At 60.2% G+C, this 25,896-nt stretch carries 26 protein-coding genes; 8 read left to right on the forward strand and 18 right to left on the reverse strand.

What is annotated here, in order from left to right; translation table 11 throughout:
• The 11 genes from moaD to ileS all read right to left on the reverse strand — a co-directional run bounded on the left by moaD (nucleotide 1) and on the right by ileS (nucleotide 11,189).
• Nucleotides 1-249: a molybdopterin converting factor subunit 1 gene (moaD, locus tag G0Q00_RS11255; RefSeq protein ID WP_203564977.1), complete on the reverse strand. Its 249-nt coding sequence runs from the start codon at nucleotides 247-249 to the stop codon at nucleotides 1-3.
• A complete protein-coding gene (pgsA, locus tag G0Q00_RS11260) occupies nucleotides 246-920 on the reverse strand; it encodes a CDP-diacylglycerol--glycerol-3-phosphate 3-phosphatidyltransferase (protein ID WP_163039364.1) in 675 nt (224 codons plus the stop codon). Before pgsA ends, moaD begins: the two co-directional genes overlap by 4 nt.
• 18 nt (nucleotides 921-938) lie before the next feature.
• Nucleotides 939-2,822, reverse strand: coding sequence for an excinuclease ABC subunit UvrC (uvrC, locus tag G0Q00_RS11265; protein ID WP_163039366.1), 1,884 nt, complete (start codon nucleotides 2,820-2,822; stop codon nucleotides 939-941).
• A 316-nt stretch (nucleotides 2,823-3,138) separates the two neighbouring features.
• Nucleotides 3,139-3,930 carry an SDR family oxidoreductase gene (locus G0Q00_RS11270; protein WP_163039368.1) on the reverse strand — a complete coding sequence of 264 codons (792 nt, stop codon included), beginning with the start codon at nucleotides 3,928-3,930 and terminating at the stop codon, nucleotides 3,139-3,141.
• On the reverse strand, nucleotides 3,927-4,895 hold the full coding sequence (locus G0Q00_RS11275) for a calcium/sodium antiporter (protein WP_163039370.1): 969 nt from the start codon (nucleotides 4,893-4,895) through the stop codon (nucleotides 3,927-3,929). Before G0Q00_RS11275 ends, G0Q00_RS11270 begins: the two co-directional genes overlap by 4 nt.
• A 3-nt stretch (nucleotides 4,896-4,898) precedes the next feature.
• A complete protein-coding gene (locus G0Q00_RS15810) occupies nucleotides 4,899-5,063 on the reverse strand; it encodes a hypothetical protein (protein WP_203564978.1) in 165 nt (54 codons plus the stop codon).
• Nucleotides 5,064-5,861 (reverse strand): S49 family peptidase, encoded by a 798-nt coding sequence (locus G0Q00_RS11280; protein WP_163040368.1) that lies wholly within the window; start codon nucleotides 5,859-5,861, stop codon nucleotides 5,064-5,066.
• A gap of 80 nt (nucleotides 5,862-5,941) precedes the next feature.
• Nucleotides 5,942-6,703: an ABC transporter permease gene (locus G0Q00_RS11285; protein WP_163039372.1), complete on the reverse strand. Its 762-nt coding sequence runs from the start codon at nucleotides 6,701-6,703 to the stop codon at nucleotides 5,942-5,944.
• A complete protein-coding gene (locus tag G0Q00_RS11290) occupies nucleotides 6,700-7,626 on the reverse strand; it encodes an ABC transporter ATP-binding protein (RefSeq protein WP_163039374.1) in 927 nt (308 codons plus the stop codon). Before G0Q00_RS11290 ends, G0Q00_RS11285 begins: the two co-directional genes overlap by 4 nt.
• Nucleotides 7,627-7,687: 61 nt before the next feature.
• Nucleotides 7,688-8,146: a methylated-DNA--[protein]-cysteine S-methyltransferase gene (locus tag G0Q00_RS11295; RefSeq protein WP_163039376.1), complete on the reverse strand. Its 459-nt coding sequence runs from the start codon at nucleotides 8,144-8,146 to the stop codon at nucleotides 7,688-7,690.
• Between the two features lie 139 nt (nucleotides 8,147-8,285).
• Complete coding sequence (gene ileS, locus G0Q00_RS11300) at nucleotides 8,286-11,189, reverse strand: isoleucine--tRNA ligase (protein WP_163039378.1); 2,904 nt, start codon at nucleotides 11,187-11,189, stop codon at nucleotides 8,286-8,288.
• Between the two features lie 269 nt (nucleotides 11,190-11,458).
• On the opposite strand from ileS, the gene G0Q00_RS11305 reads away from it, so the two are divergent.
• Complete coding sequence (locus tag G0Q00_RS11305) at nucleotides 11,459-11,887, forward strand: group III truncated hemoglobin (protein WP_163039380.1); 429 nt, start codon at nucleotides 11,459-11,461, stop codon at nucleotides 11,885-11,887.
• Nucleotides 11,888-11,890: 3 nt separating this feature from the next.
• Here the strand turns inward: G0Q00_RS11305 and G0Q00_RS11310 are convergent, their stop codons facing one another.
• The gene (locus tag G0Q00_RS11310; protein ID WP_370458564.1) at nucleotides 11,891-12,892 is read right to left on the reverse strand and encodes a YcjF family protein; all 1,002 of its coding nucleotides are present in this window, start codon (nucleotides 12,890-12,892) and stop codon (nucleotides 11,891-11,893) included.
• Nucleotides 12,893-12,931: 39 nt separating this feature from the next.
• The gene (locus tag G0Q00_RS11315; RefSeq protein ID WP_163039384.1) at nucleotides 12,932-14,347 is read right to left on the reverse strand and encodes a YcjX family protein; all 1,416 of its coding nucleotides are present in this window, start codon (nucleotides 14,345-14,347) and stop codon (nucleotides 12,932-12,934) included.
• Between the two features lie 193 nt (nucleotides 14,348-14,540).
• On the opposite strand from G0Q00_RS11315, the gene truA reads away from it, so the two are divergent.
• The gene (truA, locus tag G0Q00_RS11320; protein ID WP_163039386.1) at nucleotides 14,541-15,311 is read left to right on the forward strand and encodes a tRNA pseudouridine(38-40) synthase TruA; all 771 of its coding nucleotides are present in this window, start codon (nucleotides 14,541-14,543) and stop codon (nucleotides 15,309-15,311) included.
• On the opposite strand, the gene G0Q00_RS11325 is transcribed toward truA, so the two are convergent.
• Nucleotides 15,284-16,699 carry a pyridoxal-dependent decarboxylase gene (locus G0Q00_RS11325; protein WP_163039388.1) on the reverse strand — a complete coding sequence of 472 codons (1,416 nt, stop codon included), beginning with the start codon at nucleotides 16,697-16,699 and terminating at the stop codon, nucleotides 15,284-15,286. The two genes, truA and G0Q00_RS11325, sit on opposite strands and share 28 nt — an antisense overlap.
• Before the next feature lie 135 nt (nucleotides 16,700-16,834).
• Between G0Q00_RS11325 and parE the strand changes: the two genes are divergently transcribed.
• Nucleotides 16,835-18,793: a DNA topoisomerase IV subunit B gene (gene parE / locus G0Q00_RS11330; RefSeq protein WP_163039390.1), complete on the forward strand. Its 1,959-nt coding sequence runs from the start codon at nucleotides 16,835-16,837 to the stop codon at nucleotides 18,791-18,793.
• Nucleotides 18,790-19,494: a hypothetical protein gene (locus G0Q00_RS11335; RefSeq protein ID WP_163039392.1), complete on the forward strand. Its 705-nt coding sequence runs from the start codon at nucleotides 18,790-18,792 to the stop codon at nucleotides 19,492-19,494. Before parE ends, G0Q00_RS11335 begins: the two co-directional genes overlap by 4 nt.
• A gap of 97 nt (nucleotides 19,495-19,591) precedes the next feature.
• Here the strand turns inward: G0Q00_RS11335 and G0Q00_RS11340 are convergent, their stop codons facing one another.
• The 4 genes from G0Q00_RS11340 to G0Q00_RS11355 form a co-directional block, all read right to left on the reverse strand.
• Entirely contained in the window at nucleotides 19,592-20,002 is a 411-nt protein-coding gene (locus tag G0Q00_RS11340; protein WP_163039394.1) for a cytochrome c, read from the reverse strand.
• Between the two features lie 75 nt (nucleotides 20,003-20,077).
• Nucleotides 20,078-20,719: a DUF3047 domain-containing protein gene (locus G0Q00_RS11345; RefSeq protein ID WP_163039396.1), complete on the reverse strand. Its 642-nt coding sequence runs from the start codon at nucleotides 20,717-20,719 to the stop codon at nucleotides 20,078-20,080.
• Nucleotides 20,720-20,873: 154 nt separating this feature from the next.
• The gene (locus tag G0Q00_RS11350) at nucleotides 20,874-21,551 is read right to left on the reverse strand and encodes an ABC transporter ATP-binding protein (RefSeq protein ID WP_163039398.1); all 678 of its coding nucleotides are present in this window, start codon (nucleotides 21,549-21,551) and stop codon (nucleotides 20,874-20,876) included.
• The gene (locus G0Q00_RS11355; RefSeq protein ID WP_163039400.1) at nucleotides 21,544-22,830 is read right to left on the reverse strand and encodes a lipoprotein-releasing ABC transporter permease subunit; all 1,287 of its coding nucleotides are present in this window, start codon (nucleotides 22,828-22,830) and stop codon (nucleotides 21,544-21,546) included. Before G0Q00_RS11355 ends, G0Q00_RS11350 begins: the two co-directional genes overlap by 8 nt.
• 314 nt (nucleotides 22,831-23,144) lie before the next feature.
• On the opposite strand from G0Q00_RS11355, the gene G0Q00_RS11360 reads away from it, so the two are divergent.
• The 4 genes from G0Q00_RS11360 (at nucleotide 23,145) to G0Q00_RS11375 (ending at nucleotide 25,854) form a co-directional block, all read left to right on the forward strand.
• Entirely contained in the window at nucleotides 23,145-23,648 is a 504-nt protein-coding gene (locus G0Q00_RS11360) for a YbjN domain-containing protein (RefSeq protein WP_163040370.1), read from the forward strand.
• Nucleotides 23,649-23,757: 109 nt separating this feature from the next.
• The gene (gene proC, locus G0Q00_RS11365) at nucleotides 23,758-24,573 is read left to right on the forward strand and encodes a pyrroline-5-carboxylate reductase (RefSeq protein WP_203564980.1); all 816 of its coding nucleotides are present in this window, start codon (nucleotides 23,758-23,760) and stop codon (nucleotides 24,571-24,573) included.
• Nucleotides 24,566-24,904, forward strand: a complete 339-nt coding sequence (locus G0Q00_RS11370) for a tRNA-binding protein (RefSeq protein ID WP_163039402.1) — start codon at nucleotides 24,566-24,568, stop codon at nucleotides 24,902-24,904. The genes proC and G0Q00_RS11370 overlap by 8 nt, the downstream gene beginning before the upstream one ends.
• Nucleotides 24,904-25,854 carry a D-glycerate dehydrogenase gene (locus tag G0Q00_RS11375; RefSeq protein WP_163039404.1) on the forward strand — a complete coding sequence of 317 codons (951 nt, stop codon included), beginning with the start codon at nucleotides 24,904-24,906 and terminating at the stop codon, nucleotides 25,852-25,854. The genes G0Q00_RS11370 and G0Q00_RS11375 overlap by 1 nt, the downstream gene beginning before the upstream one ends.
• Nucleotides 25,855-25,896: the final 42 nt, after the last annotated feature.

Genomic DNA, 25,896 nt, shown 5'->3' on the forward strand with positions numbered 1-25,896 from the left:
TCAACCCCCTGTCATGGGTGGGAAGAACGCGACCTCGCGCACGCCCTCTAACGACGCGTCGAAGTCTGTGAGCTCCTGATCCAACGCAACACGCAACGCCGAAAGGTCTTCAAACGCCGCTGCATAGCGCGGTTCGCGGGCGCGGAGCTCGTCGACCAGTTCAGACACCGTCGCGGCCGAGGTCTCGACCCGCTCGCGCGGCTCTCCGATCCGTTCGCGGACCCAAGCGAAATACATCACGTCGATCATGCGTCATCCTCTTTCAAATGGGGTAGCGCTTTGCGGAAATAATCCCAGCCGGTAATTACGGTCAGAAGACCGGCCAGCCACAGCAGGAACAACCCAACACGCCCCGACCAGATCATCCCGTGATAATAGCCGCGCAGACCGTTAACGTCCTCGACCTCGCCCAGCATGATCTGATCGAACATCGCCTGATCCATGCCAAACGAGCCCATCACCAGATGATGCTCGAAGATACCACGAGAGAACAGAATCGCGATCGCAACCATCTGCGCGGTGGTTTTCCACTTGGCCAGCTTGGTCACCTTCAGCGTACCCGCCGTGTCGCCCAAAAACTCGCGCAGGCCCGAAACGAAGACTTCGCGGAACAGGATCACCGTGGCGGGCAGCACCAGCCACGGGGTCCAATAGACATCCGAATAGCCCACGATCACCATCAGCGCGATCACAACCATCGCCTTGTCGGCAATGGGATCCAGCATCGCGCCCAATTTGCTTTCCTGCTTCCACTTGCGCGCCAAATAGCCATCCAGCCAATCGGTCGCCGCAGCCGACAGGAACAAGATCAGCGCCAGCCAATCCGCCAGAGGGCGTGCGAAATACAGGAACATGATCGCCACAGCCGGGGCTGCAATCAGCCGCGACAATGTCAGGATATTAGGCAAGGTCCATTTCATAAGGTTTTCAATACCGTGTCAGGCCCGGTCATGGAAGAAGCCATAGATGGTTTCTGCAAGTGTTTCTGAAATACCATCCACCGCCTTTAAATCCTCAAGCCCCGCGCGGCTGACCGCCTTTGCCGACCCGAAATGCTGCAAAAGCGCGCGTTTACGGGTGGCGCCGACGCCCGGCACCTCGTCCAGCGGCGTCGCACCCATCGCTTTGGCGCGTTTCGCGCGGTGTGTGCCGATGGCAAAGCGGTGCGCTTCGTCGCGTAGCCGCTGGATGAAATAGAGCACGGGGTCATTGCGCTTCAGCGCGAAGGGACGCTCACCGCGACGGTGGAACTCTTCCTTGCCGTGATCGCGGTCCACGCCCTTGGCCACACCGATCATCGGGATGTCAGTCACGCCCAATTCCTCCATGATCTCGTGCACCGCGCTGACCTGCCCGGCCCCGCCGTCGATCAGCAAAAGACCCGGCCACCCTTCGCCCTCGCGGTCGGGGTCTTCCTTCAACAGACGTTTGAAGCGGCGGGTCAGGACCTCCTTCATCATGCCAAAATCATCGCCCGGCGTCAGATCATCGCCTTTGATGTTGAACTTGCGGTACTGGCTTTTCATATAGCCTTCCGGCCCCGCCACGATCATCGCGCCGACGGCATGTGCCCCTTGAATATGCGAGTTGTCATAGACCTCGATCCGGTGGGGCGGGCCGTCCAGACCAAACGCCTCGGCCATGCCGTCCAGCAGTTTCGCTTGCGTTGCGGTCTCGGCCATCTTGCGGCCCAGACTTTCGCGTGCGTTTCTCTGAGCGTTGGCGACAAGCTCGGATTTTTCTCCGCGTTGCGGGACCGACAACTCGACCTTGCGACCCAGCTTTTCAGTCAGCGCCTCGGCCATCAGGTCTTGTTCGTCCAGCGGATCTGACAGCAGGATCAGGCGCGGAGGCTCTTTCTGGTCATAGAACTGCCCGACAAAGGCCTGCAGTACCTCGCCCGGTCCGGCCCCTGCCCCGGTGCGCGGGTAGAAATCACTGTTGCCCCAGTTCTGGTTGGCACGAATGAAGAAGACCTGAACACAAGCCTGACCGCCCTCCATATGCAGCGCGATCACGTCGGCCTCGGACACACCCTGAGGATTGATGCCCTGTGACTGCTGCACTTGTGTCAAAGCCGCAATCCGGTCGCGCAACGCAGCGGCGCGTTCAAACTCCATCGCGTCCGACGCCTGTTGCATCTCTTTCGCCAAACCGGCCTGAATATTGGTGCTGCGTCCGGCCAAAAACGCATCTGCATCCTTGATCAGATCCTGATAGGCCTCTTGCGATATGCGGCCAACGCAAGGCCCGGCACAGCGTTTGATCTGGTACTGCAAACAAGGCCGTGTTCGGGCCGAAAAATCACTGTCCGAGCAATTGCGAAGCAAAAAGACGCGTTGCAGATGTTGCAACGTCCGATTCACCGCAGCAGACGAGGCAAACGGCCCATAAAATCGCCCTTTCCCCTTCCGTGATCCGCGGTGCTTTTTAATGCGAGGAAATTCGTGATCCGTCACGCAGATATAAGGAAAGCTCTTATCGTCCCGCAGCAACACGTTGAAATGCGGCTTCAATTGCTTGATCAGGTTTTGCTCAAGCAGCAGCGCCTCGGTTTCCGTGCGCGTGGTCAGAAACATCATCGAGGCCGTCTGGCTGATCATCCGCGCAATCCGTGCGCTATGCCCCGTTGGCTTGGCATAGTTCGACACGCGCTTCTTCAGACTGCGCGCCTTGCCCACATACAAAACCCGCCCCTTGGCATCGAGCATGCGATACACGCCGGGCGAGTTGTCCAGGGTTTTCAGGTAAGACTGGATCACCTCATGACCGGTTGGAACCGGTACCTCAACCTCAGATGTGTCCTGCTTGTCGCGCGTCATGGGGCATCTTTCTTGATTCTATTTCCCGCTGCAATCTTATCGTTTCGGACACAAGAGAAAACATTCCCACAGTTTCTGTGGATAAGTCTGAGGACATGTTGTCTGCTTGCTGGATTTTCCGTTGTTTTTAGCCGCTTTCGTTGATGTGCCTATTTTTTAAGCACATATATAATCCGTTGATTTTAAAGGAAAGAAATATGACCATTCTGTAAACTCGTGAAATCATTGTGAAAAACAAGGTATTAGACGTGGAACTACTTCACAGGTGCACAACTTCCGCTAGGGCAGGTCGGTGTGCCTCGCCGAAAGGTCAGTATTAGCTGGGTTTTCCGATGACATCCGGGGTCTGCCAACCAAGGTGCTGACCGCCATCCACGGCGATCATCTGGCCGGTCACGGCGGGGGCCATAAGCAGATACGACAGGGCCGCCGTGATGTCTTCTGGGTTCGGACCACGCTTCAGGATCGATCCCGCCCGTTGCGCGTCAAAGTGGTCTTGCGACTGGCGCGCGCCGATCATCGTGGATCCCGGCGCTATCCCGTTGACCCGCACCTGCGGGGCCAGCGCCTGCGCCGCGGTTTGTGTCAGTGTCCACAGCCCGTGTTTGGCGAGAGAGTAGGTCATGAACTCGGGCGTCAGCTTCTGCACCCGCTGATCCAACATATTAATAACAAGGGCTTGGGCCAGTTGCTCGCCATTCTCATCCTTCGTGGCTTGCGGCGCTTGCGCGGCGAACTCCTGCATCAGGAACAAGGGCGCGCGCAGGTTCGACGCCATATGGCGATCCCAACTGTCCGCCGACACCGTGCCGATGCGGTCATACTCAAAAATAGAAGCGTTGTTCACCAGCACCGACAGCGGACCACCCAAGGCGTCCGCTGCACGCGACACCAGCGCCTGAACCTCGTCCAAATTCAGAAAGTCCGCTTGAAGGGCAACAGCACGCTGACCCAGGGCCTCGACCGCGTCCACGGTCTGTGCGGCACCGTCAGCCGAGCTGCTATAATGCACAGCGACGTCAAAGCCATGACGCGCAAGTTCGACGGCCATCGCACGTCCAAGTCGCGCCCCTGCCCCGGTCACCAATGCGCGCTTCACTTGCATCATGCGCTCCCCAGGACCATCAACACGTAGGCGATATACAGCGCCGACAACAAGATGCCCCAGACGCGGCCCATATGCCATTTCAAGAAGACGAAGGGCGCCAGCATCAGCGACGCACCCAGCATGACCCACAGGTCGAACTGCAAGATGCCCGGCTCGACCGGGATCGGGCCGACCAACGATGCGATGCCGATAATGGCCAAGAGGTTGAACATGTTCGAGCCGATCACGTTGCCCAAGGCCACATCCGCCTGTCGGCGCAGCGCGGCCATGACGGTGGTTGCCAGTTCAGGCAGCGAGGTGCCCAGCGCGACCAGTGTCAAGCCAATCACGGTCTCAGAGATGCCATAGTGGCGGGCAATGTTGGTCGAGGAATCCACAAGAAGGTCCGCGCCCAGCGGCAGGCCAATCAGCCCCAGCAAAAGGAACATGATGACTTTCCACCACGGCATGTCTGGGTCGGCACCCTCGACATCCTCGTCATCTTCGCATTCCTCTTCCAGCCCGGCCTTAACCGCGCAACGGTGGCGCATAGCCTCTTTGAAGGCGGATCCAAGGATTAGGGCCAAAGCCGCCAGCAACGCCACACCCTGCGGCCAAGAAATTTCGCCCCCGAAAGCAAGCACCATGAACAGAAGGGTCGCGCCCATCATCTGAAGGTAACTTTTGCGGCTGTCACAGGTTTTGGTTGATAGCCCTGCCATCAGCGCAGGCACACCTAGCACCAATAGGATATTGGCGGTGTTCGACCCCACCACGTTACCCATCGCCAGCCCAGGCACACCTTCCGCAATCGACTGGATCGAGATCAGCAGCTCGGGCGCGGAAGTGCCGAAGGCCACAATGGTCAATGAGACGATCATCGCAGGCACGCCAAGGCGCAGCGACATGTTTACGGCACCGCGGACTAGGCTGTCGCCCGCAAGCAAAAGGATCACCAGGCCAAGCGAGGCAAAAATCAGATCCAAGGCTCAGCCCTTTCCCTTGCAGTCACACGGGGATTTCCCCAGCTTATAGCGCCCGCAACGGGGGCATTTCATCGCTTCGATACGCTGTTGGCCGGGATAGCGCAACTTGCCAAACATGGCCAGTACAGCCATCGCGACCAGAAAAAGAACGACAATCTTGATAACCATTTAAAGACCAAAACGGGCGTATTCCGCGCGCTCCTCGATGGTCAGCAATGTGTCCGAGATCATGCGCATCCCAAACCGGCCCAGCAGCCCACGACGCGGGCCATACACGCGGAAGCGCACCTTGTCGCCGTATTTCTCTTTCATGGTAGGCACCAGATGCCCGATCCCGTCGGCCAAGCCTTTTTCGATAGCGGTACGACCCAGCCAGATATCACCGGTAAACAGATCCTCACCTTCCGGCAGCTTGCCTGCGCGCCGCGATTCCACCTGCGTCTTGAATGCTGTGTGAATGTCTTCTTGCAAGGCCTTCAACCGCCTCACATCATCGGGCTTTTCAGGTTGGAACGGGTCCATCATGGATTTCGACTTACCTGCCGTATGCACACGGCGTTCGACCCCGATTTTCTCCATCAACCCAGTCAGGCCAAATCCGGCAGAAATCACGCCGATCGACCCAAGGATCGAACTTTCGTCCGCATAGATTTCGTCGGCAGCGGTCGCCAGCCAGTAGCCACCCGAGGCCGCGACGTCCTCGACAAAGGCATAAACGGGGATCTCTTTTTCGGCCGCCAACCGGCAAATGCGCGCAGCAATCAAGCTGGATTGCACTGGGCTTCCGCCGGGTGAGTTGATCACCAAAGCCACCGCCGACGGCTTGCCTTTGCGAAAGGCGCGCTCGATGGCAGGCGCCATCGCTGCATCATTCAGTTGCCCACGGGTGCCCGTGGCAATCATCCCTGTCAGGCGGATCACCGCAACCGTGGGGGACTTTTTCACAAAAGGAAGACGTTCGATCATGGCAGACATTTAGATGGCCCACCCGCGTCTAACAAGGGTAAGCCGATCACGCTTTTTCCCATATGTGGCATACCCGCACGTCAAGAGCGCAGCTTGTACCCGGTGCGGAAGATCCACCCAATGGTGAACAGACACGCCGCCATGAAGACAACAATTGCCGCGACCGACCAGCCCAATGCCACATCCGCCTGCCCGAAAAACGCCCAGCGGAAGCCCGAAATCAGATAAACCACCGGGTTAAACAGCGTGATCGTCTGCCACACGGGCGGCAGCATCGAGATCGAGTAGAACGAGCCACCAAGGAACACGAGCGGCGTGATCACCAGCATGGGCACCAGTTGCAATTGCTCGAAATTGCCAGCCCAGATCCCGATGATGAAGCCCAGAAGGGCGAAGCTGATACAGGTGAGAACAAGGAATAGCAGCATCCAGACCGGGTGCGCGATGGTCAGATCGACGAAGAAATGCGCCGTGATCAAGATGATCAACCCGATCATGAACGCCTTCGTCGCCGCCGCGCCGACATAGCCGATGACAATCTCGAAGAACGAAATCGGGGCCGAAAGAAGCTCATAGACCGTACCGATAAATTTCGGGAAATAGATCCCGAATGACGCATTGGACGTGCTCTGCGTCAGTACCGTCAGCATGATCAGGCCGGGCACGATGAACGCGCCATAGCTGACGCCTTCGACCTGATCGATGCGCGATCCAATCGCCGCGCCGAAGACGATGAAATAGAGCGACGTCGACAGAACGGGTGAGATAACCGACTGTACCAACGTGCGGAAAGTGCGCGCCATTTCAAAACGATAGATGGCCGCAATGGCGTTCCAGTTCATGCCGCGTCCTCTTTCACCAGATCGACGAAGATGTCTTCCAAAGAGCTTTGGCGCGTCGACAGATCCACCAGATGCAGTCCCGCTTCACGCAAGTCCGACAGAAGCCCGGTGATCCCGGTATGTCCGGCCTGCGCGTCATAGGAATAGATCAAGCCGCCCTCGTCCGAGATGGTTAGCGGGTAATTCGAAAGCGCCTCAGGCACCGCGTCAATCGGCGCATCCAGCTCGATCAGCAATTCCTTCTGCCCAAGCCGCTTGATCAGCGCGTCTTTTTCCTCGACCAGCAGGATTTCTCCTTTCGAGATCACCCCGATCCGATCCGCCATCGCCTCGGCTTCCTCGATATAATGGGTGGTCAGAATCACGGTCACGCCGGTCTCTTTCAGACGCGCGACAATCTCCCACATATCTTTGCGCAGCTCGACATCGACGCCCGCCGTAGGTTCATCCAGGAACAGGATCTGTGGGTCGTGGCACAGCGCCTTGGCGATCAGCACCCGTCGCTTCATCCCGCCCGACAGGGTCATGATCCGGTTGTCTTTCTTGTCATGCAGGCTGAGCAGCTTCAGGATCTCATCGATCCGCGCATCATCGCGCGGCTTACCGAACAACCCGCGCGAAAACCGGACCGAGTTCATCACCGTCTCGAACGGTTCCAGATTGATTTCCTGAGGCACCAGACCGATCAGATTGCGGGCCTCACGATAGTCATGCGCATGGTCGAAACCGCCCACGGTGATGGTCCCGGAGGTTGCCGTCGCGATCCCGCAAATGATTGAAATCAAAGTCGTCTTACCCGCACCATTCGGGCCAAGCAGGGCCAGAATCTCGCCCTCTTCGATCTCCAGATCCACGCCTTTCAGCGCTTGGTGACCGCCCTCATAGGTCTTGGTCACGCCTTTGACGTTCAAAACTGTCGCCATTGCTGTCCCCTTGTCTGGCCCCCGCGCCCATCGTCCGGGCGTCCCTTTTGGGCCGAACTTTTCAGATAAGCAACCCGGCGGCCCCTTCAAGACGCAACAACTGAACTTTCGTCTCAACTCCGCCCGCACCAGAAAACCCGACGAGCTTGTTTCCCGCGCCCATCACGCGATGGCACGGGATGATGATCGGGATAGGGTTCGCGCCACACGCATTCCCCACCGCCTGCGCCGAGTTGCCTGTCAGCTTGGCAATCTCGCCATAGGTCATCGTCTCGCCAAACGGGATCGCAGACATGGCGTCACAGACAGCGCGTTGAAAGTCGCTGCCCGCGACGTAGGTGGGAAGATCGAACTTGGTCAATGCGCCATCGAAATAGGCACGTAGCTGGCCTTGCGCCTCGGCCAGCACGGGGGTCAGCTCGCCAGACGGCTCGGCATCCCAGCGAAGGCGCGTGATCTGGCCGCCCTCTTCCACAACACCCAAACGCCCGATGGGGCTATCGATAACTGCAACTGGCATCCCCCACCCTGCACCGAAGCCCGCACACACTCAATCCGCATCATGCGAAAAGGGGCACCGCGGCGCCCCTCTTTTTCTTGTCATAAATATCCTGGGGTGAATGCGCGCAGCGCAGAGGGGCAAAGCCCCTCACCCTCCCTCAGTTCAGGGCGTCATCACAGCGGCCACAGGTGCCTGCGTGATCGTGGCTGCCCACATCTGGCAGGATCTTCCAGCAACGCTGGCACTTCTCGCCCGAGGCTTTTTCGAACACCACGCCCACGCCTTCGACTTCCGGCACGCGGAAAGCTTCGGCAGGCAGTGGGTCGTTCGTCAGCACGATCTGCGAGGTGATCGACACATCCGCAAAGTTCACCGATTTCAGCGATCCCAGCACGTCTTCATCACGCACATGCACGACAGGAGCCGCTTCCAAAGACGCCCCAATCACCTTGTCGCGACGCTGGATTTCCAGCGCGGCGGTAACCACACGGCGCACCTGACGGATGCCCGCCCATTTCGCAGCCAGCGGCTCGTCCAGCCAATCGGCGGGGGTGTCCGGGAAGTCCACCAAGTGGACCGAGCTTTCGTCGCCCGGGAAGCGCTCAAGCCAGACATCTTCCATCGTGAAGACCAGTACCGGGGCCAGCCAGGTGGTCAGGCGGTGGAATAGGATGTCCAGCACGGTGCGCGCCGCGCGGCGGTTCAGGCTGTCGGCCCCGTCGCAGTAAAGCGCGTCCTTGCGGATGTCGAAATAGAAGCTCGACAGGTCGACGGTCGCAAAGTTGAACACGGCCGAGAACACGCCCTGGAAGTCGAACTTGCGATAGCCGTCGCGGACGACGTGATCCAGTTCGGCCAGACGGTGCAGCACCCAGCGCTCCAGCTCGGGCATGTCTGCCACGTCGACGCGCTCGGCCTCGTCAAACTCATGCAGGTTGCCCAGCATGAAGCGCATCGTGTTGCGCAGACGGCGATAGCTGTCGGCCACACCTTTCAGGATTTCCGGCCCGATCCGCTGATCGACCGTGTAATCCGTCTGGGCGACCCACAGACGCAGGATGTCCGCGCCATATTGTTTCACGACCTGCTCGGGCACGATGGTGTTGCCCAGCGACTTGGACATTTTCATGCCCTTTTCATCCAGCGTGAAGCCGTGGGTCACGACGTTCTTATAGGGCGCACGACCCTTGGTGCCACAGGCCTGCAGCAGCGACGAGTGGAACCACCCGCGGTGTTGGTCAGTGCCTTCCATATAGACATCCGCAATGCCGTCCGGCGTGCCGTCTTCACGGTCGCGCAGCACGAAGGAGTGTGTCGAACCCGAGTCAAACCACACGTCAAGCACGTCGAATACCTGCTCCCATTCGTCGGCGTTGTGGTCGTTGCCAAGGAAGCGCTCTTTCGCGCCCTCGGCGTACCACACGTCTGCGCCTTCAGCTTCGAATGCCTCGGCGATGCGAGCGTTGACGGCGGGGTCACGCAGCAGGAAGCCCTCGTCCGTCGGCAGAAGACCTTTCTTGGTGAAGCAGGTCAACGGCACTCCCCATGCACGTTGACGCGACAGAACCCAGTCCGGGCGCGCCTCGATCATCGAATAGAGGCGGTTACGACCGGTTTGCGGCCACCACTGCACCAGTTGGTCGATCGAGTTCAGGGCCCGTTCGCGGATGGTCTTGCCCATCTCGTCCTGCCCGTCGCCAACCTCACGGTCCACCGAGGCAAACCACTGCGGCGTGTTGCGGAACACGATCGGCGCCTTCGAGCGCCACGAATGCGGGTAGGAGTGCGTCACGCGGCCACGCGCGATGATGCCGCCGGCCTCGACCAGTTTGGCGATCACGGCGTTGTTGGCTTTGCCTTCCTTGCCCTTGCGGTCAAAGACCTGAAGGCCCGCAAAGAACGGCACGTGCGGCAGGAATTCCGATTCCTCGCCCACATTGTGGGTCATGCGGTCGATCCAGTTGCGGGCGACAAAGGCTTCATAGTCGTCGGCACCGTGGCTGGGCGCGGTGTGTACGAAACCCGTACCCGCGTCATCCGTCACGTGATCGCCGTCGATCATCGGCACGTCGTAGTCCCAGAAGCCGTCAGCGCCATCAAGGCCGTTGAACGGGTGCTTACAGATCAGCCCGGCCATCTCGTCGGCAGCAACGTCGCGTACGCGGGTGAATTCGGTCACGCGGGATTTGCCCAGCGCGTCCTCGGCCAGAGCATCGGCGAAAATGTAGGTCTGCCCCGCTGCGGTCCAGCTTTCTTCCTCGGTCGCGTCAACGCGATACAGGCCATAGGCAATCTTGTTGTTATAGGCGACCGCCTTGTTCGACGGGATCGTCCACGGGGTGGTGGTCCAGATCACGACGCGAGCCTCGGCCAGATCGCCCTCGGCATTCGCGAAGCTGAACGGCACCCAGATGGTGTGTGACTTGTGGTCGTGATACTCGATCTCGGCCTCGGCCAGCGCGGTCTTTTCAACCGGCGACCACATCACGGGCTTCGAGCCCTGATACAGCGTGCCGTTCATCAGGAATTTCATGAATTCCTCGGCGATCACGCGTTCGGCGTGGAAATCCATCGTCAGATAGGGGTTGCCCCACTTGCCGGTGATGCCCAGACGCTTGAACTCGTCACGCTGAATGTCGATCCAGCCCTCGGCGAACTTGCGGCATTCCTGACGGAAGTCGACAACGTCCACGTCGTCTTTGTTCTTGCCCTTCTTGCGATACTGCTCTTCGATCTTCCATTCGATGGGCAGACCGTGGCAGTCCCAGCCGGGAACATAGCGTGCATCATGGCCCATCATCTGGTGCGAGCGCACGATCATGTCCTTGATGGTCTTGTTCAGCGCGTGGCCGATATGCAGGTGGCCGTTCGCATAGGGGGGGCCATCGTGCAGGATGAAGGGTTCGCGGTCGCCAGCGGTCTCGCGCAGGCGGTCATAGACGCCGATCTTTTCCCACCGGGCCAGCCATTCAGGCTCGCGCTTGGGCAGGCCAGCGCGCATCGGGAAATCGGTTACGGGAAGGGTCAGCGTGTCTTTATATTCGGGTGTGTCGGCACACATGTGTCCGGTCCTTTTCAGGATAAGTCGTCAATGTCGAAGAAAGGGCGGCGCGTATGTCCATGCGCCTTGTCCCGGCGGCTCGTCTGGATCAGAGCGCCGGGCATATAATTCGAATAATGATCGCTTTGGCGTGCATCATGGGCGCGTTATAGGCCTGCGGGGGCGTGGCGTAAAGCCATGAAGGCTGGGCGGGCTGCGCTGAATTGTCCATGCGTTGGGGCTTGGCGGCACTGGCGGTACCGACTATTTCAGTCGGGAAAGAGGTTCTCATGTCCCATACACCCAATCCGCTGCAGCTTTTCGACATCTCGCCCGACCAGATCGACACGGTTCTGGCGCGGTTTTATGCCCGCATTCGGGTCCACCCGCAGCTTGGGCCGATCTTCAACGGGCATGTGGGAACGACGGACGCGGAATGGGACAGACATATCGCCCTAATCACCCGCTTCTGGCGCGGCGCGATCCTGCGCGAACCGGGTTATGAGGGCAATCCAATGCGCGCCCACATGCAGGCGGGCAACGTGCGCCCCGAGCATTTCGACCCGTGGATTGCGCTGTTTGAAGAGATCGCAACAGACGCCCTGCCCGCCGACACCGCCCGCGCTTGGAACGCACTTGTCCACCGGATCGGGCGCGGTCTGCGTATGGGGGTCGAGGATATTCAACGCCCCGAAAACGCCGTGCCCAGCTTGGGCTAGCGCCTACTTCCCAAACAGTCCCGCCAGCGCGCGTTTGACAATGCCCGTGACACCGGGCCGTTTACCCTCGCCAAAGGGAAGCGGGCGGCAGACTTCCAGCGCGGCGACGCCGACACGGGCGGTAAGTGCACCGTTGACCACGCCCTCGCCAAAGCGACGCGAGAGTTTGGACAGCATCCCGCCCCCGGCCAGAGACCCCAACATGTCATCCCCCACAGCCACCGCGCCGGTGGCAACAAGGTGGGTCATCACGGCACGGGTCAAACGCCAGCTGCCCAAAGCGCCAGAGCGTCCGCCATAGATCTCGGCCACGCGGCGGATCATGCGGATGTTGGCGGTCAGGGCGGTCGCGACATCGGCCAATGCCAAAGGCACGATGGCGGTGACGGTGGCAACTTGACGGGCGGCGGCCTCGACCTCTTTCAACGCGGCTTGGTCCAAGGGCGCCATTAACTCGGCCTCGGCCAAGGTGAACAGCGTGTCAGTGTCAAAGACCTCTCCCTCGCGTTCGCGGAACCGCTCCAACGCCCAGCGCATGTCGTCGCGTCCTTGGTACAGACGTTTAAGGCGCGCCATGACGTCCCGCGCCTCGGTCAGATCATCATGGGCGAGGGCCTGATCGGCAGCATGATGCAGCGCATCCACCCGGCGCATCCGTGCAAAGGCGATCCATTCACGCAGGGCGATGATCAGAAGCACGAACAGGAAGGCGCCCGTCAGGCCCAGCGCCGCGTACCCCAGATAGGTATTGCGGGTGATCAGCCCGGTCACGAAATCATAGGCCGCGACGGACAACACAAAACCAAGGATCGACAGAAGCAGCGACCAGAACCAGCGCGCCAACCGCGAGGGTCTACGGGCGGCGATGGAAATCACCCCTTGCATGGCGGCGCCAGAGGTCTCGGGCCCGGTTACATCCGGCACGGGCGGAGCATCAGCCGGAGAGGTCGCAGGGCTGTCATCAAGCTCGATCAAGACGGGGCCTTGCTTGTGGTCACGTGTCACGCGCGTCTCCATTCGGTGCAGGTGGCTTGAGGATATCGGTCACAGCTTGTCCCCCATCAGGAATTCGGCGGCCTTGTCCAACCGGATATGCGGCGGGCCTTCGCCGGGTTTCAGCGAAATCGCCGCCGGGGCGAAGCGCATGATCTGATAATCCGCATCTAGCCATTTCTCGTCCCCATTCCGCGCGGGCTTCAAAAGCTGCGCGGGATCCTCGGGCAGATCGCCGGGATAGAACGCGGCCGTCTTGCCGCTGTCCAGAAGTTGCCCGCGTACACAATCGAGGCTTTGGCCATCATGATCCAACCGCTCTTCGGTCGTGGTGCGCAGGGCCGCCAAAGACATAGCCGCCGTCTTCGCCCCGGCAAAATCAGCGCGGTCACGCGCGTCGCGCAGAAGCGCCTCGGTGATTGCCGTCAGGCGAGGATGCTGGCTGTGATGCAGGTGGTCAGCCTTGGTCGCGGCAAACAGAATACGTTCGATCCGACGCCCCAGAAAAAGGGTGCTGAGGAACCCGTTTGTGCCGGGGCGGAACGCGGTCAGGATTTCAGCCATGGCGCGGCGCAGATCTTCCAGCGCGGCGGGGCCGGAGTGAATCGCGCCCAGCACATCCACCAGCACCACCTGCCGGTCGATGCGCGAAAAGTGGTCGCGGAAGAAGGGTCTCACCACGCGGGATTTATAGGCTTCGAACCGGCGCTCCATCTCGCGCCACAGGCTGCGGCGGGGGATCGTGTCGGGTTTGGGCAGGGGCGCGAAGGTCAGGGCCGGACTGCCTTCGAGGTCGCCGGGCAGCAGGAAGCGGCCGGGGGTGCAATCGCTATACCCATCCTCGCGCGCGGCTTTCAGATAGTCGGCGAAGGACGCGGCAAGGTCCTTGGCCTGCACCTCGTCCAGTTTCTCGGTCGGGTCCACGGCGCGGGCTTTTGTCAGGAAATTCTGCGCTTGATCGCGGGTATCGATGCGGTCGAGCACCTGCGCGGCCCAGTCGGAATAGCTGAGATCCATAAGCCCCAAATCCAGAAGCCACTCGCCGGGATAGTCCACGATATCCAAATGCACCGTCCGGGCGGATCGCAACCCGCCCAGCAGGCCCGAGGGCTGGACGCGGAAGGACAGACGCAGTTCCGAAATGGCACGGGTGCTGTCGGGCCAGTGCGGAGCGGGGCCGGTCATGGCGGAGAGGTGCGTTTCATAGTCAAACCGCGGCACGGTGTCATCGGGCTGCGGCTGCAAAAACGCGCTTTGGATACGCCCTTCCGAGGCCGCGACCACACCCGGCATCCGCGCGCGATCCATCAGGTTGGCCACCAAAGATGTGATAAACACTGTCTTGCCCGCCCGCGACAGGCCCGTCACGCCCAGCCGGATCACCGGTTCGAATAGTGCCTCGCTTGTGGCGTCGCCAATCGCTTCGATCTGGCGGGTGACACTGTCTGCAATATCGCCAAGCCCCACGGCTGTCTCCTTCACTGCTCGACTTAAAGATATGTATGGAGGGCGGGTTTCGCCAGAGGGGAGGTTTGTGCAGATTATCCCCGTGGAAAGGGGCGTTGCCCCTCGGCCTACGGCCTCACCCCAGGATATTTCGAACAAGAAAATGCGGGGCATGGGAACTTGTTTGTGCGCGCGCGGCAAGCTATGCGGGGGCATGCCCAGATATGCTTTGAAAGTCGATTATCACGGAGCTGGCTTTGCCGGATGGCAGCGTCAGAAAGAACACCCGTCCGTTCAGGGCGCGATTGAGGCTGCCTTGGCGAAGCTTGAGCCGGGTGAACATACGATTGCCGCCGCTGGGCGTACTGATGCAGGTGTGCATGGGCTGGCGCAGGTGGCGCATTGCGATCTGGTGAAGGATTGGGACCCGTTCCGTCTGTCTGAGGCGTTGAATTTTCATCTGAAGGGGATGCGCGTGGCGATCGTGGACTGCGCGGCGGTGGATGACGATTTTCATGCCCGTTTTTCAGCGCTGGAACGGCGCTATCTGTTTCGCCTGATCGCGCGCCGTGCGCCTATGACACATGATCGAGGGCTGGCATGGCATGTGAAACGAAAACTGGATGTAGACGCGATGCAGGCAGGCGCGGACCGTCTGATCGGGCGGCATGACTTCACGACCTTCCGGTCTTCCATCTGTCAGGCAGATAGCCCGGTACGGACGCTGGACGCGCTTCAGGTCGAAGAGCATCGCCGCGAGTACGAAGTAGAATACCGTTTCCACGTCCGCGCCCGGTCTTTCCTGCACAATCAAGTGCGCAGCTTTGTGGGTACGCTGGAACGTGTCGGAGCGGGGTCGATGACACCTGACGACGTGACCCACGCGCTGGAGGCCCGTGACCGCGCCGCCTGCGGTCCGGTTTGTCCGCCCGAGGGGTTGTATCTGGCGGGCGTTTCCTACCCCACGGATCCCTTCAGCAGCTGAGCCGTTTTGGCGACATCTGCGATGGCCTCGGCAATGTGGTGGTTGCGGGTGCGGTGGTTGGTGATCGCCGCGCGTAGGCAAGTGATGCCATTCACATCTGTGGTCGAAAACACGGTGGCATTTTTCAGCTGAAGATGGGTCGCGATTTTTGCGTTCAGGGCGGATTGCTGATCCGCGGGCAGCTCTGGCGCGGCGGTGAAGACGCAAATGTTTGACACCACTGGCGCGGCCAATGTCATACCGTGGGTCTGCACCTGATCAGCCATGAAAGAAGCCTGCGCGCAGTTGCGAGTGATCGCGGCGGCAAACGCCTCTTCTCCGAACATTTCCAGCGCGCACCAGACCTTCAATGCGCGGTTGCCGCGAGACAGGTCGATGCCATAGTCGCAGAACCAAGGGTCCCCACCCGCCAGCCCCTCGGCGGCACCCTTCAGATAGGCCGGGCGTGCGGCAAAGGCCGCGCGGTGGGCTGCTTCATCTGCAATCAAGGCGAGGCCACAATCGTAACCCACATACATCCACTTGTGGAAATCCAGGGCGATGCTGTCGGCGCGGTCGATCCCATCCGTCAGCCCGCGCCACGGGGCGTCCGCCAACCGGGTCCATGCGCCGAAGGCTCCGTCGACATGCAGCCAGATCCCTTCGCGGTTGGCCAGATCTGACAGCGCGTGCAAGTCGTCGTAGCCACCCAGATCGACCGATCCGGAGGTTCCGACGATGGTCAGAGGTGTACGCCCATGCGCCCTGTCCATATCAATTGCTTGCTGCAAAGTCTCCAGATCCATTGCGCCATCTTTCGTCTGAACCAAGCGCAGCTGATCATGCCCCAACCCCAGCAGTTCGACAGCCTTACGGGTTGCATTGTGGACACCTTCGGCCGCATAAACCGTCAGCTTCGCATCACCCCCAGCGGCCCGCACATCCGGACACGCCCGCACCCTTGCCGCCTGAAGCGCAATCACCGTCGCCTGAGACGTGCCCGCCACCAGTACGCCACTGGCCCCAGTGCCAAAGCCCATCTTACGGCGGGTCCAATCGATGACCGCGCGCTCCACTTCATTGATGCCGTGGTTCCGACCACCGCCATTGGTGTTCATCGCAGCTGCCGCAATCCCCGCCACGAAGTCAGACGCCAGCCCGCTCCCCTGTACCCAGCCCCAGAACTTGGGATGCGTGTTGCCACCGTGATAGGGCAGCACTTGGTCCATCACGCGTCCGACAACATCCCCACCTGTCCCAATCGCATAACGATCTGCCAAATCAGCAGGCGGAGCTTGCCACGGATGATCCTTTGCATCGCGCATCTGGTCCACGCAGCGATCCAATAACCGATGCAGATCGCTTCGCAAACCTTCCCAATCGTTGGGGCCTAGTGGGGGTGTCGTCATGGCGCGGTCCTTGGTTGGTCGCCTTTCACCCTATCCAAATCCATCCGAATGGAAAGCGTGCTCTTTCCCCTTCCCGACGGCTCTGACATAATGCCCCAACAAAACAAACGAGCAGCGTTCAAGGCGACCGAATACATGAGCAACGACCTTCTGGCCGACCAAGGCCACGACGATTATGACGCCTCTTCCATTGAGCATCTCGACGGGATGGAAGCCGTGCGCAAACGCCCCGGTATGTATATCGGCGGCACCGACGAGCGTGCACTACATCACATGGCTGCCGAGATTATCGACAACTCGATGGACGAAGCGGTTGCCGGTTTTGCCAACCGGATCGAGGTTACGCTGAACGCAGATTATTCACTGACCGTTGTCGACAATGGTCGCGGCATTCCCATTGATAAACACCCAAAGTTTCCAGACAAATCCGCGCTTGAGGTGATCTTCACCGAACTGCATGCGGGTGGGAAGTTCTCGGGCAAGGCCTATCAAACATCGGGCGGTTTGCACGGGGTTGGCTCGACAGTCGTGAACGCCCTTTCCGATCGGTTGCTGGTGAAAGTTGCGAAAAACAAAGAGCTGTTTGCGCTTGAGTTCTCGCGCGGGCGGCCACTTGGAAAGCTCGAGAAAATTGGCGCGGCCCCGAACCGACGCGGAACCGAAGTCACTTTCCACGTAGATGAAGAAATTTTCGGCAAGCACCGCTTCAAGCCCAAGCGGCTGTTCACCATGGTGCGCTCAAAGGCGTACCTGTTCTCGGGCGTTGAAATCCGCTGGAAATCCGCCATCGAAGACGGCGAAACCCCGACCGAGGCCACGTTTCATTTCCCCGGCGGTCTGTCCGACTACCTAAAGGAAACGCTAGGCAGTGCATCGATCTATGCCGAACAGCCCTTTGCCGGAAAAGTCACCTTCCAAGAACGCTTTGGCGAACCGGGATACGTGGAATGGGCGATCAACTGGACCCCGTCCCGCGACGGCTACATTCAGTCCTATTGTAACACCGTGCCCACCCCCGAGGGCGGCACCCATGTTACCGGGTTCTGGGCCGCGATCCTGAAAGGCATCAAGGCCTATGGCGAGCTTGTGGGCAACAAGAAGGCCGCGAACATCACCCGCGACGACCTGCTGACCGGCGGCTGCGCGCTGGTGTCTTGCTTCATCTCGGATCCGGCGTTCGTGGGCCAAACCAAGGACCGCCTGTCGACCGAAGCCGCCAATAAGATGGTCGAGCAATCCGTGCGCGATCACTTCGACAACTGGCTGGCAGCGGATACGAAATCCGCCGGTGCGATCCTCGACTTCCTTGTCCTGCGGGCCGAGGAACGCCTGCGCCGTCGTCAGGAAAAAGAGACCGCCCGCAAGACCGCCACCAAGAAACTGCGCCTGCCCGGCAAGCTGGTGGATTGTTCCGCCACCAACCGCGAAGGCACCGAGCTGTTCATCGTCGAGGGCGACTCGGCCGGTGGATCCGCCAAGATGGCCCGCAACCGCAAGACACAAGCCCTGCTGCCCCTGCGCGGCAAGATCCTGAACGTGCTGGGCGCGGCCAGTTCAAAGATCGGCACCAATGCCGAGATCAATGACCTGACCCAAGCCCTTGGCGTCGGGCTGGGCACCAAGTTCAACGTCGACGATCTGCGCTATGACAAGATCATCATCATGACCGATGCGGACGTGGACGGGGCGCATATCGCGTCACTTCTGATGACGTTCTTCTTCACCCAAATGCGCCCGATGATCGACGCGGGCCACCTGTACCTCGCCTGCCCGCCGCTGTTTCGCCTGACCCAAGGCGCCCGCCGCGTCTATTGCGTGGACGAGGCCGAGCGCGACGTGCATCTGGAAAAAGGACTGGGCGGCAAAGGCAAGATCGACGTCAGCCGCTTTAAAGGTCTGGGCGAGATGGACGCAAAAGACCTGAAAGAAACCACGATGGACCCGGCCTCCCGGACGCTCATCCGCGTGACCATCGACGAGGACGAACCCGGCGAAACCGCGTCTCTGGTCGAGCAGCTGATGGGTAAAAAACCCGAACTTCGTTTCCAATATATTCAGGAAAACGCGAAGTTCGTAGAGGAGTTGGATGTTTGAGGGGAAATAGAGGGGCAATTGGTAAATGGGGCTTAATTGGCACCATATTATACATTGCTGTTTTGCTAGTGATTGTCTGGCACAATTGGAGCAAATTTTCTTCTCTTGAACCAAACGCGTGGGGCGACTTCCTAGCTGGAACCTTCGGCCCTCTCGCTCTCGGTTGGGTAGTCTTGGGCTTCTTCCTTCAAAGCAAGGAGCTTCAGAACAGCGTCGACGCTTTGAAACTCCAAGCAAGAGAGCTTGCTCACTCGGCAGAACAACAAAAGGAGATGGTCAACGTTACTCGAGAGACTTTGATGCATGAACGGGAAGTACTCGAACTTCAAGCGCAGTCACGCAAAATAAGCATCCAGCCTGTCTTTCAAATAGTTTTTGGCGTAGATGTGATAACCGGGGACGAACTAAGAAGGTACAAAATCTCAGCCTTCAACACTGGCGCTGATGCAACTCACTTCTCGATAGATGTCTATGTTGATGGGGGGCTGTTTCTAAACACAGAGCGACGATATTTTAGGAAAGGTGATAGCTGCATCGTAGCTCATCAAAAACTCCAAAGAACCATTGAAGGAACGCTCTCCGCAATTGTCAAATACACTGACGCCGATCAAGAAACGTTCGAAAAGCACTATACGATATCTCCAAACGATGAGAATGGAAGCGAGTACATTGTTTCCTGCAATCTTACTCGGCCTGCCTAAGTAACTAGGGCACCAAGACGCCCACCCAGGGTCGGGCGTGGCCCTCTGTTGCGCATGACCTGCGGAAGGCTGCGTTTGGGGCGAGGCTACGCACAGATCAGTCCTGCACAGACTCCAAATACTCCGCCAGCCTAACAAGCGCGGCAGGCGTCGGGGTCATCACGCCTTTTTCGTCCACCCAGACCTCCATTTCGCTGTCCAGAAGCGCGCCGAACTCGGGCATGGGGCCGCGTTGGGTGCCTTTGGCATAGCCGTCGATGGTCGACATGACGTGACGGGTGGGGAAGGTGCCGCCATGTGTGGCGGTTAGCGTGGTTAGGCCCGGCGCGCTGGGATAGACGCCGCCCTTGGCGTCGTCACCGTGGCAGGCGGCGCAGTTCTCGGCATAGATCTCGGCCCCGGTCAGGTCGGACACGTCCTGAACCTTAGGCTTGGCATTGGTGCGGAAGATGTCTTCGGGCTGACAGGCAGCGAGAAGGATCAGAAGTAAAGGTGCTGCGCGGCGCATATGGGAACCCTGTTGCCTTTCAAAGGCTTGCTTTGGCGCGATTCTATCACGCCTGCGCCCGCGTGCAACCCTAGGTCACTGCAAACGCAAGTTGCTGACCTGCCCCTGCATAACCACATCCGTGTCGTCGCTGTCCGCGGACAGAGCCAGCGCGACCAGAGCCTCGGGATCTACCCCAAACGCGCGGCGGTAGTCAGCTGCCAGATCAACGCTTTCAGCATGCGACCCAGTTCCAGAGGGGCGCAGCACAATGGTCTTGCCGCGCGGCCCCAGATAGGGCGATCCCAGCACCGCCCCCCGCGCGTGATCTCCGCCCCAGACATAGACCAGCACGCGACCGTCAGGATGCTTCAGCAGCTTGCGCAGGCTGCGGGTGTTTTGAAAACGTTCGGCCTCGGCCTTCGGCAGGAAGGCGAAATAGAGCGCGAGGTTGCGGTCATCCCCGCCCTTCTGACGCAGATCCGTTGCAGGAACCGAGCTATCCACCACCCAGCGCCAACTGGCCTTGCGCGCGTCCCAGTCATTGGGGGCCAGTCGGTCATAGGTGATCGACACTGAACCATCCGCCGTCACACCGATCGCACCCTCGGTCGCGGCGAAGGTGACTTTCGAGAAGAAGGCGAACCAATGCGTGCGCCATGAATTGAAGTTCACCGGGCCCGCCAGGGCCATCGAGGCCGACAGAGTCAGGGCAAGGATCGCGGTCAGGATACGCATCGGAAGCTCCGCTAGGATTGACGCCTGCCAGATTGCCGATCCTAAGCAGGCGCGCAATCAGGGCTCACGCGAATGTCAGAGATTGCGAGGAGCGCTTACGCATTTTCTTGTCACAAATATCCTCGCCGAAGGCATGAAATCTGCGACAGACACCTCACAAGATCTCGCCACCTTCAAGACGCAGGGTGCGATCCATGCGGGCGGCCAGTTCTAGGTTATGCGTGGCGATCAGTGCCGACAGGCCGGTGTCGCGCACCAGTTCCATCAGGGCGGCAAACACCGTGTCCGAGGTATCCGGGTCCAGGTTCCCCGTGGGTTCGTCCGCCAGCAACAGTGCGGGCCGATTGGCCAGCGCCCGGCAGAATGCGACACGTTGCTGTTCGCCACCAGACAGTTCGGCCGGGCGGTGAGTTGCGCGACTATCAACACCCACGCGGGCCATCAGCTCCATTGCATGATCGCGGGCAGCGCGCTCCCCGATCCCGTTCGCCAGCTGCGGCAGCACGATGTTTTCCAGCGCGGTGAATTCCGGCAGCAGATGGTGGAATTGGTAAACAAAGCCCACTTCGTTCCGGCGGGTCGCAGTGCGGCGTCGGTCGGACTGGGCGTCCATCTTCTGACCGTTGATCGACACCTCGCCCGCATCGGCTGCATCCAACAGTCCGGCAATATGCAGCAGCGTCGACTTACCAGAACCGGATGGCGCGACCAGTGCCACGACTTCGCCCTTCCCAATCGACAGGTTTGCACCGCGCAGCACGCGGATTTCACCCGGCGTGCCTTCGTTATAGGTCTTGGTGATGCCCGAGAGGCTCAGAACCGTGTCACTCATAGCGCAGTGCCTCCACCGGGTTCATCCGCGCGGCCTTGCGCGCCGGAAATAGGGTCACAACGAAAGACAGGGTTAGCGACAGGCCGACGGCGGACGCCACGTCCCAGAACTCCAGCTTTGCGGGCAGGTGATAGATGCCGCGGATCGACGGATCCCAGACCCCGCCGCCTGAGATATAGTTTACCACCGCAAAGACGGTGTCGATGTTCAGCGCAAAAAGACAACCAAGGATCACGCCTGCGATCGTGCCGACAATCCCCGTCAGCGATCCACACAGGAAGAACACGCGCAAAATAGACCCTTCTGTCAGGCCCATCGTGCGCAGGATGCCGATGTCGCGCCCTTTGTTCTTCACCAGCATGATCAGGCCGGACGTGATGTTCATCGAGGCGATCAGCACAAGCACGGACAAGATGATGAACATCACATTGTCCTCCATATCCAATGCGCGCAGGAACGCGCCGGAGCGGTCCCGCCATGTCCAGACGCCACTGGGGTCTTCAACGGCGTCCATGATCGGCATCAGCAGCTTGTCGATGCCTTCCGGGTCCATGACCATCACCTCGATCTCATCCGCCAGCCCCTCGCGATTGAAGAAGCTCTGCGCTTCGGCAATGGGCAGATAGACGCGAGTGCGGTCGATGTCCCAACGACCTGCGGTGAAAATATAGGTGACCTCGTAGGCATTCACCCGCGGGCTGGTGCCGAATGCGGTCTTCACGCCGTTGGGCGAGATGATCTTGATCTTGTCCCCGATCCCGACATTCAGCTCCGCCGCCACGCCCGATCCGATGGCCACACCGCTTTCGAAATCCGACAGCGCGCCAGCCGAGCTTTCAGGCTTGGCAATGCGCGGGATGGTCAGGATGTCTTCATAGGCGATCCCGAAGACCTCGACCCCGGCATTATATTGACCCCGGTTCGCCATGACCTGCCCTTTGACCAAGGGCGCCGCGCGAACGACACCCGGAACCGTCATGATCCGGTCGGCCCAGTCCTCATAATTCGAGATCGTGCGGTCCAGCCCACCATTCGCGGTGACTCGGCTGTGGGCGTAGACCTCAACATGGGCATTGGCGCCCAGAATGGTGTCGACAAATTCGTCCCTGAATCCGGTGCGCACCGCCAGCGTGATGATCAGGGCGGCCACCGCCAAGGTGATGCCGATCAGGCTGATCCACGTCATGGTGCTGACGCCGCCTTCGGCACGTCGCGCGCGCAGATACCGCCACGCGATCTGCCATTCGAAACGGGAAAACGGGGCTGTTCGCTTGGGCAACTGGGGCTCCTAAGGGATAAGATTTGCGCCAAACTGGGGGTTCTGGGCGGCAAGGTCAAGCACCAGCCCCCAATGCGGCCTGAAACCGCCACCCCACCCATATTCCGTTAACCTGTGGAGAAACAAAAGTTTTCTGTGGACAACTCGCTTAACGCGCAAAGTTTCACTTTACAGAGAGAAATCTGGGTGACACCATATCTAGTAAGGCAAGGCGCAAAGAACGCCGAACCTTGTACAGGCATCAAGCATTTGTGGCCATTAACGGTCGCTGCCACGACCCCGTCACAAATGTTGAAACCAATGGGGGGCATATCATGGCCGCAACCGAGCAGTACATCGAAAGCGAAGATCTTCACCCAATAGACATCGTCGAAACCATCGCGGAACACCACGCGTGGGAGTTCGACCGCGTCGCCGAGGATCAGATTGCCATGGCGGTTGAAGGCCAGTGGCGCACCTATTCGATCACCTTGGCCTGGTCGCCATACGATGAAACCCTGCGCCTGATCTGCACCTTTGAAATGGAGCCGCCCGAAGACAGCCTACCGCGCATCTATGATGCCCTGAACCGCATCAACGACCAGTGCTGGACCGGCGCCTTCACCTATTGGGAAGAGCAGCGCCTGATGGTCTGGCGCTATGGCCTGCCCCTGACAGGCGGACAGTTTGCTGCCCCTGAGCAGATCGACCGCCTGATTGCCTCGGCTGTATCCGCATCGGAACGTTTCTACCCCGCGTTCCAGCTGGTCGCATGGACCGACCGCAGCATTAGCGACGCCCTGCAGGTTGCCATCGCCGAGGCTTACGGGCGCGCCTAACCCCACCACTCACGAAAGTCAGCCGCGCCTTCGGGCGCGGTTTCGGCTTGCGCCGCCCGCATCGCGCTCTAATCTCGCACCCAAGTTGGAAACGGGATGGGGCGTCATCATGATGGATCAGGTAAAATCGCGCGGTCTGGTGCTGCTGGGCTGCGGCAAGATGGGATCGGCCATGCTGGAGGGCTGGCTATCGGATGGGTTGCCGACCGGCTCGGTCTGGGTGAACGACCCCTACCCGTCGGACTGGCTGCAATCGCTGGATGGGCTGAACCTGAACACGCAGCTTCCCGAAAATCCCGCCATCGTGCTGATCGCGGTGAAACCCCAGATGATGGCCGAGGCGCTGCCGTCGCTGAAAGCCCTCGGTAACGGCACCACCCTGTTCCTATCGGTCGCCGCGGGCACGCCCATTTCGGCCTATGAAACCATGCTGGGCGACCAGACCCCCATCATCCGCGCCATGCCCAACACCCCCGCCGCCATCGGGCGCGGGATCACGGCGATTTGTGGCAATGATCATGCCAGCGTTGCCGACATGGATCTGGCCCAAGCGCTCTTGTCTGCTGTCGGGCAGGTCGTCCGGCTGGACGGAGAGCACCAGATGGACGCCGTCACCGCCGTGTCCGGCTCTGGCCCCGCCTATGTGTTCCACTTGATCGAAACGCTGGCGGCTGCTGGCGTCAAACAGGGCCTGTCGGACGAGCTTGCCATGCAACTGGCCAAAGCCACCGTGGGCGGCGCAGGCGCCTTGGCGGAAGAAGCCGCTGATGACCCTGCCCAGCTGCGGGTGAATGTCACCAGTCCCGGTGGCACCACGGCAGCCGCGCTGTCCGTCCTGATGGACGAGGATACCGGCTTCCCCGACCTTCTGACCCGCGCGGTGAAAGCCGCCGCCGACCGTTCCAAGGAGCTTGCCAATGGCTGAGATCAGTTTCGACGATTTCCTGAAAGTCGACATCCGCAAGGGCACCATTGTCCGCGCCGAACCTTTCCCCGAAGCCCGCAAACCCGCCATCAAGCTGTGGGTCGATTTTGGGGACGAGATTGGCGAGAAGAAAAGCTCGGCCCAGATCACAGCACACTACAATCCAGACGTGCTGATCGGGAAAGAGGTCATGGCCGTGGTGAACTTCCCGGCCCGCCAGATCGGCCCGATGCGCAGCGAGGTTCTGGTCCTCGGCTTGCCCGATACAGAGGGCGAGGTCGTGCTGCTGACCCCCGACAAATCCGTCCCCAACGGTGCGCGGATGTACTGATGAAACTCTTCATTTCACGCCCCCTGCCCGACGCTGTCCTGACCCGCGCCCGCGACGCCTTCGACACCACCGTGCGCGACATCACAACCCCGATGACGCGGGACGAGATGATCGCGAGCCTGCGTGATTACGACATCGTCCTGCCCACGCTGGGCGACCTCTATACGGCTGACATCTTTGCGGAAGCGGGAGAAATCCGCGCCCGCCTGCTGGCGAATTTCGGTGTAGGCTACAACCACATCGACGTGAGCGCTGCCAAGGCGCACGGGCTTCTTGTGACGAATACCCCCGGTGCCGTCACCGATGCCACTGCCGATACAGCCATGATCCTGATCCTGATGACCGCCCGCCGGGCCGGAGAAGGCGAACGAATGCTGCGCCAAGGCGCATGGGAAGGCTGGCACCCAACACAGCTTCTGGGCATGCACGTATCAGGCAAAACCGTCGGCATCATCGGCATGGGCCGCATTGGCGAGGCGATCGCCAAGCGCTGTCATTTCGGGTTTGGCATGAACGTGGTGTTTTACAACCGCTCGCCCAAAACCCCGGATCTGCCCGCGCAACAATTGCCCAGCATCCAAGACGTCGCCCGCGCGGCGGACATCTTAGTCATCGCAGTCCCGGGCGGGGCCGAGACACAGCACTTGATCAACAAAGATACCTTCGACGCCATGCAACCCCATGCCTTCCTGATCAACATCGCCCGCGGAGAGGTCGTCCGCGAAGCCGCCCTGATCGATGCTTTGGAACAAGGCCAGATCGCTGGCGCCGGTCTGGACGTCTACGAATTCGAACCCAACGTGCCCAAAGCACTGACCGACCGTGAGGATGTGACGCTGCTTCCCCATCTGGGCACCGCCACTCTCGAGGTGCGGACGGATATGGGCATGCTGGCGATGGACAATATCGAGGCATTCGCCAACGGAACGCCCCTACCGACACCCGTCTGATCGTATTTTCTTGCTCGGGGCTCCGCCCGTTTTCGGCTGGAA

Source organism: Aliiroseovarius sp. PrR006 (assembly GCF_010500215.1).
In the GTDB taxonomy this organism is placed as follows: domain Bacteria; phylum Pseudomonadota; class Alphaproteobacteria; order Rhodobacterales; family Rhodobacteraceae; genus Aliiroseovarius.